Raw genomic sequence first — 13911 nt, forward strand, 5'->3', positions numbered from 1 at the left:
CTCGGTCTGTCAGTCAAACTGCAGTGATGCCATCGCAGGCAAGCCAGCCCCCACATTTGACCGCGCCCAACAGACCAATCAGCGTTTGCGCAGGATTACGCTGCCAATTGAGTACCCAGCGCCAAACGAGCTGAGCACCGCAACGGAGCCCTTGGCCAGATCATCCTGGTATTTATGGAACGCAATCACCGAACCCGCCGAACTGGTGTTGGCATAGGTATCAAGGATCACCGGCGCCTCTTCCACCGTGGCCTCGCGGCCCAGCAGTTTTTTCACGATCAGGTGGTTCATGCTCAGGTTCGCCTGGTGCAACCAGAAGCGTTTCACCTCAGCCACGTCCAACTGGTTTTCCGCCAGGTGCACGCCGATCAGCTCGGCGACCATCGGGCACACGTCGCGGAAGACTTTGCGGCCTTCCTGCACGAACAGCTTGTCGGGCGCACCGATGCCCTCTTCCGCCGCGCGGTTGAGGAAGCCGAAGTTGTTGCGGATGTTATTGGAGAACGTGGTCAGCAGCTTGGTGCTGACCACGTCGAACTGGTGCTCGGACGTCGCCAGGTCGGCACGCTCCAGGATCACGGCGGTGGCCGCATCGCCAAAGATGAAGTGGCTGTCACGGTCACGGAAATTCAGGTGGCCGGTGCAGACTTCCGGGTTGACCATCAGGATCGCCCGGGCCTGGCCCAGCGCGATGCTGTTGGCGGCGTTCTGGATGCCAAAGGTGGCCGAGGAACACGCCACATTCATGTCAAAACCGAAACCGGCGATGCCCAGGGCTTCCTGGACTTCGATGGCGATAGCCGGGTAAGCGCGCTGCAAGTTGGAACAGGCGACGATCACACCGTCGATATCGGCAGCCGTCTTGCCGGCGCGTTGCAGGGCCTGTTCGGCAGCGCCGACGGCCATCTGGCAGAGCACCGACCACTCGTCGTTGCTGCGCTCAGGCAGACGTGGAGCCATGCGCTTAGGGTCGAGGATGCCTTCCTTGTCCATCACGAAGCGGCTCTTGATACCCGAGGCTTTTTCGATGAAGGCGGCGCTGGATTCGGTCAGCGCCTGCACTTCACCGCGCTCGATGGCGGCAGCGTTGTCGGTGTTGAATTGCTGAACATAGGTATTGAAAGACTGCACCAGCTCTTCGTTGGAGATGCTGTTGGCCGGGGTGTACAGGCCGGTGCCGCTGATCACGACGTTATGCACGGTCGTTCCTCTAAATCTGTCAGGCAGGGAATATTGGCACCTTCGTACCAAACTGTAAGTAGTCCGAATCCGCCCGGCGGACATCAAACTGGCATCGCTTTATTCCATCGCGCCGTGGCTGCAACAGCCAGCCTGTAACGACGATCCCGGCATTTATAGGCGCGAAGTTTGCCACAAACCTAACAATTTGGCGCTATTTCCCAGATAAGCACTGAATTCTCAGAGGCACCCTAGATCAATTGTGGGAGCGGGCTTGCTCGCGAATGCGGTGTGTCAGTCACCGCATGCATAGCTGATACACCGCATTCGCGAGCAAGCCCGCTCCCACATTGGATCTGTTTTGCCTCGGGAACCGAGGCAGGCCTCAGGCCTCGACCAGGCTCCATTGCTTGCTCAGGCGCTTGTCGGAAATCGGCACCTTGGTGCCCAACTGCTGGCCAAACAACGACACCCGATATTCCTCCAACCACCAGCGGTACAGCTCCAGCTGCGGGTCGCGCTTGCCTTCCTGGGCGTGCTTTTTCAGGCGATTCTCGTACTGCGCCCACAAACCCGCCAACTCGCCGCTCCACACCCGGTCCTTTTGCACCTGGCTCGGCAGTTTCTCCAGGCGCAGTTCGATGGCCTTGAGGTAACGCGGCAGTTCCTTGAACCACTGCGCCGGGGTTTCGCGGACAAACCCGGGATACACCAGGTTGCTCAGTTGCAGCTTGATATCGTTCAAGGCCACAGCCTGGGCCAGGTCGATCTTGCCTTTGAAACGCTTTTGCAGCGCGTGCCAGAGCTTCAGCACGTCCAAGGTCAAGCGTGCCAGGCGCTCGGCGTGTTCGGTCCAGCCGCCACGCTTGCGTTCGGCCAAGGCAGCCAGGCCTGCACCATCGCGCGGCAGGCTGGCTTCGCCTTCCAATACGCAGGTGTCGAGGCTGGCCAGCAGGATATCTTCCACCAGGGCGTCGATGCGCCCCAGTTCGCGGTACATCAGCCCCAACTCCGTCAGACCGGGCAATTTGCCGCGCAGGAATTTGGCCGGTTCCGCCAGTTGCTGCATCAACAAGCGTTGCAAGGCGCGGCGATGCTGGAACTCAGCTTCGGCAGCCGTGGAGAAACGCCCTTCCTTGACCGTGCCGTTTTCTTCCACCAGCGCCGGATAGACCGTCATCGACAGCCCGGCAATCTTCTGCTGGGTCTTCTCGGCGACGGCGGCAAACACCTTGGCTTCCACCGGCTGTTGGCTTTTCGCGGTTTGCGGCACGGCCAACGCGGCTTGGCTGGCCTCGGCGAAGCGTGCGGTCAGCTCGGCCAGGTCACGGCCTTCGCCAAGGAACTTGCCTTGGCCATCGACCACTTCCAGGTTCATCTTCAGGTGGCTGTCTACCTGCTGCGCAGCCTCGGCCCAGGCTTCGTCGCTGACCCGCGCGCCGGTCATGCGCAGCAGCTCACGCCCCAGCGCCTGGGGCAGCGAGCCCTGGCCGAATTCGATGCGTTGCAGGGCGGCCTTGACGAAGTCCGGCACCGGCACGAAGTTCTTGCGCAGGGCCTTGGGCAAGTTGCGCACCAGGGCAATGCACTTGGCCTCGATCAGCCCCGGCACCAGCCACTCCAGACGCTCGGGCGGCAACGCCGGCAGCAGCGGCGCGGGCACGCGCAGGGTCACGCCGTCGCGCGGGTGGTTGGGTTCGAAGTGATAACTCAAGGCCAGGGCCAGGTCGCCCAAGTGCAGGGTGTCTGGGTAATGCGCAGCGGTGACTTCACTGGCCTCGCGGGCCAGCACGTCTTCTTCGCGCATGATCAGCAACTGCGGGTCTTTCTGGCTGTGAATCTTGTACCAGCTGTCAAAGGTCGCGGTCTGGTGGATCTCCGCCGGCAGGCGCGCATCGTAGAAGGCGTACAGGGTTTCTTCATCGGCGAGAATGTCGCGGCGGCGCGCCTTGGCTTCCAGTTCGTCGAGCTGTTCCAGCAGTTGCTGGTTGGCGGTCAGGCACTTGGCCCGCGACTGAATTTCGCCGCGCACCAGGCCTTCGCGGATAAACAACTCGCGCGACACCACCGGATCAATCGGCCCGTAATGCACCGGCCGGCGCCCGACCACAATCAGCCCGAACAGGGTGATCTGCTCAAACGCCACCACTTGGCCGCGCTTCTTCTCCCAATGGGGTTCGAAGTGGTTCTTCTTGATCAAGTGCCCGGCCAGCGGCTCGATCCAGTCAGCATCGATCTTGGCGACCATGCGCGCATACAGCTTGGTGGTTTCCACCAGCTCGGCGGTCATCAGCCATTGCGGGCGCTTTTTGCCGATGCCCGACGATGGGTGAATCCAGAAGCGTCGCTGGCGCGCACCGAGGTAATCGCCGTCTTCGGTCTTCTGGCCGATCTGGCTGAGAAGGCCGGACAGCACCGCCTTGTGCAGTTTGGCGAAATCCGCCGGCTCTTTATTGACGGTCAACTGCATGTCGCGGCAGATCAGGCTGAGCTGGCGATGGGAGTCGCGCCATTCGCGCAGGCGCAAATAGTTGAGGAAGTTCTTGCGACACCAGTTGCGCAACGGGCTGGCGGTCAGCGCCTGGCGCTGCTCTTCAAAGCCGCGCCACAGGTTGACCAGGCCGGCGAAGTCCGAATCCGCATCTTTCCATTGTGCGTGGGCCTGGTCGGCGGCTTGCTGACGCTCCGGCGGGCGCTCGCGCGGGTCCTGGATCGACATGGCGCTGGCGACGATCAGCACTTCCTGCAAACTGCCAAGCTTGGCCGCTTCCAGCAGCATGCGGCCCATGCGCGGGTCCACCGGCAGGCGCGCCAACTGGCGGCCCAGCGGCGTGAGCTGGCTGTTGCGGTCCACTGCCGAGAGTTCTTGCAGCAGGTTGAAACCGTCGCTGATGGCCTTGCCGTCTGGCGGTTCGATAAACGGGAAGTCGGTGATTTCGCCAAGGCGCAGGTGCAGCATCTGCAAGATCACGGCGGCGAGGTTGGTCCGCAGGATTTCCGGGTCGGTAAATTCCGGGCGGCCGATAAAGTCTTCTTCGCTGTACAAGCGAATGCAGATACCCGGCTCGACCCGGCCACACCGGCCTTTACGCTGGTTGGCGCTGGCCTGGGAAATCGCCTCGATGGGCAGGCGTTGCACCTTGGCGCGGTAGCTGTAGCGGCTGATGCGCGCGGTGCCGCTGTCGATCACATAACGGATGCCTGGCACGGTCAGCGAGGTTTCTGCGACGTTGGTGGCCAGCACCACACGCCGCCCCGGGTGGGATTGGAAAATCCGCTGCTGTTCGGCCGGAGACAGGCGCGCGTACAGCGGCAGGATTTCGGTGTGCTTGAGCTGAGCCTTGCGCAACATCTCGGCGGCATCGCGAATCTCGCGCTCGCCGGGCAAGAACACCAATACATCGCCGGGGCTGCGCCGTTCGCTGCGCTCGTAGGCGGCGATTTCATCGAGGGTGGCGAGGATCGCCTGGTCGACGGTGAGGTCGTCCTCGACGCGGTTGCCCTCCTCGTCCTGCTCCAGGGTCAGCGGGCGGTACCAGGTGTCCACCGGGAAGGTACGGCCCGACACTTCGACGATCGGCGCATCGTCAAAATGCTTGGAGAAGCGCTCCAGGTCGATGGTCGCCGAGGTGATGATGACTTTCAGGTCCGGGCGACGGGGCAACAGGGTCTTCAGGTAGCCCAGCAGGAAGTCGATGTTCAGGCTGCGCTCGTGGGCTTCGTCGACGATGATCGTGTCGTAACGTTCCAGGTAGCGGTCGTTCTGGGTTTCCGCCAGCAGGATGCCGTCGGTCATCAGCTTGATCAGGGTGTTGGAGTCGCTCTGGTCTTCAAAGCGCACCTGATAGCCGACCAACGCACCCAATGGCGTGGCCAACTCTTCGGCAACCCGGCTGGCGACGCTGCGCGCAGCGATCCGGCGCGGCTGGGTGTGGCCGATCAGGCCGAATTGGCCGCGACCGATTTCCAGGCAGATCTTCGGCAACTGCGTGGTTTTACCCGAGCCGGTCTCACCGGCAATGATCAGCACCTGATGCTTGTTCAGCGCTTCTTTGATTTCATCGCGTTTGGCGGCAATCGGCAGGCTGTCGTCGTAACGGATCACCGGCAGGCTGGCGCGGCGCGCCGTGACCTGGGCACAGGACGCCTGCATGCGCGCGACCCACTGCGCCAACTTGTCCTCGTCGGGTTTCTTGCGCAGCTCGAGCAACTGCCGACGCAAGCGGTGGCGGTCGGCGAGCATGGCGTGATCGAGGGTTTTGAGCAATTGGTCGATAGTGGGCGCTTGGTCAGTCATCAGGTACTTGACGGTTATCTATATAGGCACGGCCGGCAAGTGTGGCAGAAAAGCGGCTCGCCTGGCAGGCGCCTGAGTGGCATCGGCGGTAAACCACAATCAAATGTGGGAGCGGGATTGCTCGCGAATGCGGAGTGTCAACCAATACATCTATTGACTGATCCACCGCATTCGCGAGCAAGCCCGCTCCCACAAGGGGGTCGGCGTCACACTGGGTCCCTGCGCCTGTATGGGAACACGTCGATGACCTTGCCCGCACGAATCGCATCCTGCAGGCCTTTCCAGTAGTCGGCGTTGTACAGCTCGCCGTGCAGTTCATCGAACAGCTTACGCTGGCCGGCATCGGCGAACAGGAACGGCGGGAACTCTTCGGGGAACACATCCAGCGGGCCGATGGAGTACCAGGGCTCGGAGGCCATTTCGTCCTCGGGGGTACGCGGTGCGGGGATGTGGCGGAAGTTGGCTTCGGTAAGAAAGCAGATTTCGTCGTAGTCGTAGAACACCACGCGGCCGTGGCGGGTGACGCCGAAGTTTTTCAGCAGCATGTCGCCGGGGAAGATATTCGCCGCCGCCAGTTGCTTGATGGCAAGGCCGTAGTCTTCGAGGGCTTCGCGCACCTGAGCGGGGTTGGCGTTTTCCAGGTAGAGGTTGAGCGGGGTCATGCGCCGCTCGGTCCAGCAGTGGCGGATGAGCACCGTGTCGCCTTCGACTTCGACGGTGCCGGCGGCGACTTCCAGCAGTTCGGCCAGGCATTCGGGTTCGAATTTGCTGAGGGGGAAACGGAAGTCGGCGAATTCCTGGGTGTCGGCCATGCGTCCTACGCGGTCGACGCTTTTGACCAGGCGATATTTCTCGATCACGGTGGCGCGGTTGACGTTTTTCGACGGCGAAAAACGGTCCTTGATGATCTTGAACACGGTGTTGAAGCCCGGCAGCGTGAACACGCTCATGACCATGCCGCGCACGCCGGGGGCCATGATGAACTGGTCGTCGGTGGTGGCGAGGTGGTTGATCAGCGCGCGGTAGAACTCCGACTTGCCGTGTTTGTAGAAGCCGATGGAGGTGTACAACTCGGCAATGTGCTTGCCCGGCAGGATGCGCCGCAGGAAGCCAATGAACTCCGCCGGCACCGGCACATCGACCATGAAGTAGGAGCGGGTAAACGAAAAAATGATCGACACGTCGGCTTCGTCGGTAATCAGCGCATCGATCTGGATGCCCTGCCCTTCGCGGTGCAGCAGCGGGATCACCAGGGGCCATTGTTCGTCGCGGGTGTAGATGCGTCCTACAAGGTAGGCGCCTTTATTGCGGTAGAGCACCGAGGAAAACAGCTCGACCTTGAGGTCGGGGTCTTTGCATACCCAGTCCGGCAGGTTCTCGCGCAGTTGGGCTTCAAGGCGGCGCAGGTCGGCGGGCAAGTCGGCGTAGGGCTCGCTGAAGCGATAGTCGGCGAAGACCTGCGCCAGCATCGCGGCGATGTTGCCCGCTGGCGCGTACGTGCGCGTTTGCGCCGCGCGCGCCCGGCGCAGGCTGGGTCGGGTGGTGTGGATGAACATGCAGCCGTCGCTGATCAGGTCATGGCTGAACAGGCCGCAGAAGATCGAGTTGTACCAGGTCTCGGACAGTTCATCGTCAAAGCGCAGGTCGATCAGGCCGATGTAGGCGCTTTTCACCAGGGGCCACAGGTCGATGTCCAGCAATTCGCCCTCGGCGAAGCTCGCGTGCAGGCGCGTGGTCACTTCGCCGACCTTCTCTTCATACAGGTTGATCCGCGCCGCCGACGCCGCCTGCCCCTGCTGCCACTGGGCCTTTTCGAAACGCTCGCGGGCGCCATCGGTGATCTGGCGAAAATGCTCACGGTAATCGTCGAAGCCATCAAGGATCATCCGGGCGATGGCGAGGGCGGGCGTGGATGGCGACATGCGGGAAACCTCTGCGGGTATCTGGAAGACCTGAGCTTAGCCAGTGTAGGAAGGCAGGAGAAGGACGATTTTTCCTGGCGCGTTGTACAACTTTGTTAAATTCGTACATTTATTTTCATTTCTTTAAATTCGACCAACCGGTCAATAAACGCACCAAAAAGTCGCAAGGTGTTTGCTCCACACGCCTGCAACGGCGCAGCCTGGCGCTGTGCGGGCGAAAAATCCGGCACCGCAATGGCCGGCACGGCTATGTAACCGTCTTGATACGCCGTAAGGGAAACCCTGATTACCTCATTAGTGGCACTTTGCTATACAGCGCGCCCTTTCCCCCCCTGACAAGGTCTAAAGGCCGGCACGGGAACAGGTTCTAATCGCCCAAGGAGCATTGAGATGTCATTGAGGAACATGAGGATCGGCTTGCGTGCTGGTCTGAGTTTTGGGGTTTTGGCCAGCTTGCTGGTGATCGTTGGCCTGTTTGGCCTGGGCCAGATGGCCAAGCTGCGCGAAAGTGCGCTGGTCATCGAGCAATCGTGGATGCCGAGCATCGAGAATATCCACGACAGTGCCGCCTACGTGGCCAGCATCCGCCTGGAAGCGTTGCGCCTGGCCACCACCGATGAATCGCGGATTCGTGACACCAGCAAAAGCCTGCTCGACCGCCACCGCAGCGAACTGCAAACCTTGCTGCAGCGTCACGAAAGCCTGCTCAGCGACGCCGAAGAAGGCGAGAAACTCAAGCAGCTCAAGGTCAACGTGGACACCTATCTCAGCCTGGTCGGGCAGATCGTCGCGCTGGTGGACAAGGATCAGCAACAAGACGCCATCGACCTGCTCAACACGCGCCTGGCGCCCCAGGGTGTGATCCTCAGCAAAAGCCTGGAAGAGCTGATCGTCTTCAACCAGGACGGTGTCGAAGCGGCAGTGGCGTCGGCGGCGCAGACGTATACGAACGCACAATGGGTGGTCGGCCTGATCATCGTGTTCGCGCTGCTGGCCACCTTGGTCCTGGCGTGGCTGCTGACCCGCAGCATCACCGCCCCCCTCGGCCAGGCGCTGAGCGTGGCACGCACCATCGCCGCTGGCGACTTGAGCCAACCCATCGTGGTGCGCGGCAAGGACGAGCCGGCGCACTTGTTGACGGCCCTGGCCACCATGCAGGCGCAGCTGCAAACCACCATTCGCGGCATCAGCGAATCGGCGCAACAGCTGGCCTCCGCCGCCGAAGAAATGAGCTCGGTGATGGAACAGAGCACCCGTGGCCTGCAAGCGCAGAACGATGAAATCGAACAGGCCGCGACCGCCGTGACCCAGATGAGCGCGGCGGTGGATGAGGTGGCGGGCAATGCGGTGTCCAGCGCCGAGGCGTCCAAGGCCTCCGACGAAGACAGCAAGCACGGCCACTACCAGATCAGCGAAACCATCAGCTCGATCCAGAACCTGGTGGACGAAGTGCTCGGCGCCTCCAATAAAGCCGAAGGCCTGGCGGTACAGGCGCAAGATATCAGCAAGGTGCTGGAAGTGATCCGCGGCATTGCCGGGCAAACCAACCTGCTGGCGCTGAACGCCGCCATCGAAGCCGCCCGCGCGGGCGAGGCTGGCCGTGGTTTTGCGGTGGTTGCCGACGAGGTGCGCTCACTGGCCCAACGCACCCAGAACTCCACCGAAGAAATCGAGCAGATGATCACCGGCATCCAGCAAGGCACCCAGGACACGGTCGGCGCGCTGAACAGCAGCGCCGAACACGCCGGGCAAACCCTGCAACGGGCCAACAGCGCGGGCAGCGCCCTGGAGAAAATCACTGCGGCCATCTCGCAGATCAGCCAACGCAACCTGGTAATCGCCAGCGCCGCCGAGCAACAGGCCCTGGTGGCGCGCGAGGTAGACCGCAGCCTGGTGAACATTCGCGACCTGTCCACCCAGACCGCCGCCGGCGCCACCCAGACCTCGGCCGCCAGCCAGGAACTGTCGCGCCTGGCGGTGGACCTCAATGGGATGGTGACGCGGTTTGTCCTGTAATCAGTCGAGGTGACATGCAACACTCGCCGCCTGATTGATGTAGGAGAACTCCGTGAGACCTGTCGACACCCTGTACCTGCTGGGGCTCGCCGCCATTTGGGGCGCCAGCTTTCTGTTCATGCGCATTATCGCGCCGGAGCTGGGGGCGGTGCCGACCGCGTTTTTCCGGGTGTCGATTGCCGCTGCCGGCTTGTTGGTGATCCTCGCGGTGATGCGTGTGAAGTGGGATTTCCAGGGCAAGTTCAAGACCGTCCTGCTGCTGGGGGTCATCAACTCGGGCATTCCGGCGACGATGTACTCGGTGGCCGCCCAGGTGCTGCCGGCGGGTTACTCGGCGATCTTCAACGCCACCACGCCGTTGATGGGCGTGTTGATTGGCGGGCTGTTTTTCAGTGAACGCCTGACCCCGTCGAAACTCGCCGGGGTCAGCCTGGGCCTGCTGGGCGTGGGCGTGTTGACCCGTGCGGGGCCGGTGGCGTTTGACTCGGAGTTGTTGATGGGCGCGCTGGCCTGCCTGGTCGCCACCACCTGTTATGGCTTTGCCGGGTTCCTGGCGCGGCGCTGGCTGGATCAGCGCGGTGGCTTGGACAGTCGTCTGTCGGCCTTGGGCAGCATGCTCGGTGCGACGTTGTTTCTGTTGCCGCTGTTTGCCTACAGCGCCATCAGCCATCCGCCCGCGAGTTGGGGCGGCTGGCCGGTGTGGGGCTCGTTGCTCGGGTTGGGCCTGGTGTGTACGGCGCTGGCCTACGTGTTGTACTTCCGTTTGCTCACCGCCATCGGGCCGGTGCGGTCGATGACCACCACCTTTTTGATCCCGCCGTTTGGGGTATTGTGGGGGGCGCTGTTGCTGGGCGAGCCCTTATCGATGGCGCATCTGTATGGCGGGGTGTTGATTGCTGGCGCGTTGTGGCTGGTGTTGCGGCCGAAAAAATCATAACCAAACCCCTCTATTCTTATACAACTGAAAAGCATTAAAAAATCCTTTTAACACCTGTCAACATTAACAGTAGACGGCATTCCCAGTTAATGAATAATAAAGTAGCGAGCATGAAAAAGATCGCACTCATACTTGGAGAATGACATGTTTAACAAAAAGCTGAATGAACTCATCCATCGCATTGATGACAAAAACTCCCAGCACGCCATCGGCACGATCGAGATCACAAAAAATACCGGCCCACTTCAACTGCCAGACGCTAAACGTCATCATTTCGAAAAACACCTTAGCAACGAGTGGTCTTCTACAAGGTGGGTCGCTCGAAGGGTCGGAGAAGACTCGCCAGATTACAACTATCAAGCTATCGTGATCGCATTTAACGACAACATCGCCGATGGTGCAGTCGATCTGACCTACTTTGGGGATGCAACACTCACTTGGGTATTGGTCATCAATAATTTCATTACCTCTTGGCATGCACACAGTGGCACCTTAAACCTTACGTCTGACCGCACACCTGGACAGGAGTACATTCGCGGCAACTTCAAAGATTGCAAGATGGTTAACGATCCCGACCAAACACAAAGCTTCGTTCTGGAGGGTGATTATGATCTCAAGGACGTTCAAGTTATTCCCTGACAAGGACCTCCCCTTTCAGTAGTTAAGTATCCACTAATAAAAAAGCAGTTTTTGACCCAAGGAAGGCCTGAATTACCCACCCGCTTTTGATGCCTTCATTAGCGGAAACTAAAAAACAAGCGTGTCGGCAAATCAGACCTTTCCTTGCTCTTAATTCATGATTATTTCCAATATCAAACTTTTCCAGAGTGGTTAGCCCGCCTCACAGGCGCAGTTCGCCCATGCCCGTCAGCCGTCTTCATCACATCCGACACATTGGCCGCCGCGTAAAGCATGGGTTTGCCAAGGCGCGACAGTTTCAACCTGAGGATCAGCCGGAAATACCAACGCCCGGAGTAGAGGAGTTTTCATGTGGGCCCTGTAGGACGGGTTGGTATAATGCCGCCCAGATTTTTCCAAGGACTCACCATGCTCGCACTGCCCTGGCTGTACCTGGCGCTTCTTTCCATTGGCTACGTATTGGCCCTGATCTATGGGCAATTGGGCCTGCTCGCCGGCATCTCGGTCGCCCTGTTGTTGCTGGCCGGGTATGCCGTACGCCAGCAGCGCACCCCTTGGGCGCGCTACTTGGGCCACGGCTTGTTTATCGTGCTGGCCCTGGGCCTGGCGATGCACTGGCTGCCGGGTTTCTACAATGGACGCGGCATTGCCCCGCAGCGATTTACCGCCGACGCCGTGCCCTTCTCGATGTACCTCAACCAGGACAAGCCGCTGATCGGCTTCTGGCTGCTGCTGGCCTGCCCATGGATCGTGGCGCGCCGTTCGTTGCGCCTGTCGATCTGCGTCACCGCGCTGGCCTTGACCTTGACGGCCGTTGCCGCGCTGGGTGGCGCCGCGCTGCTGGGCATGATCAGTTGGGCGCCGAAATGGCCGGAGCAGGCGTGGCTGTGGGTGTTGAACAATCTGCTGCTGGTCACCCTGGTGGAAGAAGCGCTGTTCCGTGGCTACGTCCAGGGCGGGCTGAGCCAACGTTTCAAACAGCTGCCCTACGGTGACAATCTCGCGTTGTTGCTGGCCTCGCTGCTCTTTGGCCTGGTGCACCTGGCCGCGGGTTGGCAGTGGGTGCTGTTGGCGAGCATTGCCGGGGTCGGTTATGGCCTGGCGTATCGCTTCGGCGGTCTGGGTGCGGCGGTTGCCACGCACTTCGGCCTGAATCTGCTTCACTTCGGCTTGTTTACGTACCCGATGCTGGCCGGTTGATTGTTGCAAAAATAAGTTAAATAAACCCCTGCCCGTGCCGATAACCCCTGAAAGCCTTGCGGATTGAACAATCATGCGTAATAACCAACCCGTTACCCAGCGCGAACGTACCTTCCCCGCTCAGCAACGGTTGATCTCCACCACAGATGCCAAGGGTGTGATCACCTACTGTAACGACGCGTTTGTCGAGATCAGTGGGTTCACCCGCGAAGAACTGCTGCGTGCGCCACACAACCTGGTGCGTCACCCGGATGTTCCGGGAGCGGTGTTTGCGCATATGTGGACCACGCTCAAACAAGGCTTGCCATGGATGGGCATTGTCAAGAATCGCTGCAAGACCGGTGACCACTACTGGGTTAACGCCTATGTGACGCCGGTTTTCGAAGGCAACCAGGTGGTCGGCTACGAATCGGTGCGCATCAAGCCCACCGCCGAGCAGATCCGCCGCGCCGAAGCGCTCTATCAACGCATCAACCAGGGCAAGTCGGCGATCCCCCAGAAAGACAAGTGGCTGCCGGTGCTGCAAGACTGGCTGCCGTTTATCCTGGTCAGCCAGTTGAGTTTCATGATCGGCGCGTCGCTCAACTCCCACTGGGGCTTTGCCCTGGCGGCGGGGTTGTCGGTGCCCTTGGGCCTGCTGGGCCTGAGCTGGCAACAGCGTGGCCTCAAGCGCTTGCTGCGCCTGGCCGAGCAGACCACCTCCGACCCGTTGATCGCGCAGATGTACACCGACAGCCGTGGCGCCCAGGCGCGCCTGGAGATGTCGATCCTCAGCCAGGAAGCCCGTCTGAAAACGTGCCTCACGCGCCTGCAGGACACTGCAGAACACCTCAACGACCAGGCGGCGCAGTCCAATACCCTGGCGCACAACAGCTCCAGCGGTTTGGAACGCCAGCGCGTCGAGACCGAGCAGGTGGCTACCGCTGTCAACCAGATGGCGGCGACGACCCAGGAAGTCGCCAGCCATGTACAGCGCACCGCTGATGCGACCCAGGAGGCCAACCGCCTGACCGGCCGCGGCCGCGATATCGCCGGGGAAACCCGCGAGGCGATTCAGCGCCTGTCGATGGCCGTTGGCGAGACGGGCGTAACCGTCACCCAATTGGCCAAGGACAGCGATGAGATCGGCGGCGTGGTCGATGTGATCAAAGGCATCGCCGACCAGACCAACCTGCTAGCGCTCAACGCCGCGATCGAAGCGGCGCGTGCCGGTGAGATGGGCCGTGGTTTTGCCGTGGTGGCCGACGAAGTGCGCCAACTGGCCCAGCGTACCGCTGAGTCCACCGGGCAGATCCACGCCCTGATCGCCAAGTTGCAGCAGACCGCTGCCGCTGCCGTGCAAACCATGGACGCCGGGCATCGCCAGGCCGAAGAAGGTGTGGCGCGGGTGATGGAGGCGGATCAGGCGTTGGTGGGGATCAGTGAAGCGGTGGCGCATATCACCGACATGACCACGCAGATCGCGGCGGCGACCGAAGAGCAAAGCTCGGTGGCCGAAGAAATCAGCCGCAATATCAGCACGATTGCGTTGTTGGCGGACCAGACGTCGGAGCAGGCGTTGAATTCGGCGCAGTTGAGTGAAGAGCTTACTCATACCGCGAATACCCAGTATTCGCTGGTGGAGCGTTTCAACCGATAGACCGCTATCGCAGGCAAGCCAGCTCCCACAGTTGAATGTGTTCACACATGGAAATCTGTGAACACCGTCCAATGTGGGAGCT

The 13911-nt window shown here is 61.0% G+C and carries 8 protein-coding genes; 5 read left to right on the forward strand and 3 right to left on the reverse strand.

Going from position 1 to position 13911, the window contains the following annotated elements; translation table 11 throughout:
• Positions 1-78: 78 nt before the first annotated feature.
• The 3 genes from ACZRMO_RS13655 to aceK all read right to left on the reverse strand — a co-directional run bounded on the left by ACZRMO_RS13655 (position 79) and on the right by aceK (position 7398).
• Positions 79-1200, reverse strand: coding sequence for a beta-ketoacyl-ACP synthase III (locus ACZRMO_RS13655; protein ID WP_463973194.1), 1122 nt, complete (start codon positions 1198-1200; stop codon positions 79-81).
• Positions 1201-1564: 364 nt separating this feature from the next.
• Positions 1565-5476, reverse strand: coding sequence for an ATP-dependent RNA helicase HrpA (gene hrpA, locus ACZRMO_RS13660; protein WP_463973195.1), 3912 nt, complete (start codon positions 5474-5476; stop codon positions 1565-1567).
• A 206-nt stretch (positions 5477-5682) separates the two neighbouring features.
• Complete coding sequence (gene aceK / locus ACZRMO_RS13665; RefSeq protein ID WP_463973196.1) at positions 5683-7398, reverse strand: bifunctional isocitrate dehydrogenase kinase/phosphatase; 1716 nt, start codon at positions 7396-7398, stop codon at positions 5683-5685.
• Between the two features lie 405 nt (positions 7399-7803).
• Between aceK and ACZRMO_RS13670 the strand changes: the two genes are divergently transcribed.
• The 5 genes from ACZRMO_RS13670 to ACZRMO_RS13690 all read left to right on the forward strand — a co-directional run bounded on the left by ACZRMO_RS13670 (position 7804) and on the right by ACZRMO_RS13690 (position 13829).
• Positions 7804-9414 (forward strand): methyl-accepting chemotaxis protein, encoded by a 1611-nt coding sequence (locus tag ACZRMO_RS13670; RefSeq protein WP_463973322.1) that lies wholly within the window; start codon positions 7804-7806, stop codon positions 9412-9414.
• 52 nt (positions 9415-9466) lie between these two features.
• Positions 9467-10351 (forward strand): DMT family transporter, encoded by an 885-nt coding sequence (locus tag ACZRMO_RS13675; RefSeq protein WP_463973197.1) that lies wholly within the window; start codon positions 9467-9469, stop codon positions 10349-10351.
• 144 nt (positions 10352-10495) lie between these two features.
• The gene (locus ACZRMO_RS13680; protein WP_463973198.1) at positions 10496-10990 is read left to right on the forward strand and encodes a hypothetical protein; all 495 of its coding nucleotides are present in this window, start codon (positions 10496-10498) and stop codon (positions 10988-10990) included.
• A gap of 408 nt (positions 10991-11398) precedes the next feature.
• A complete protein-coding gene (locus ACZRMO_RS13685) occupies positions 11399-12190 on the forward strand; it encodes a lysostaphin resistance A-like protein (protein ID WP_463973199.1) in 792 nt (263 codons plus the stop codon).
• Between the two features lie 73 nt (positions 12191-12263).
• Positions 12264-13829: a methyl-accepting chemotaxis protein gene (locus ACZRMO_RS13690; RefSeq protein WP_463973200.1), complete on the forward strand. Its 1566-nt coding sequence runs from the start codon at positions 12264-12266 to the stop codon at positions 13827-13829.
• Positions 13830-13911: the final 82 nt, after the last annotated feature.

This window comes from Pseudomonas sp. B611, from assembly GCF_055407965.1.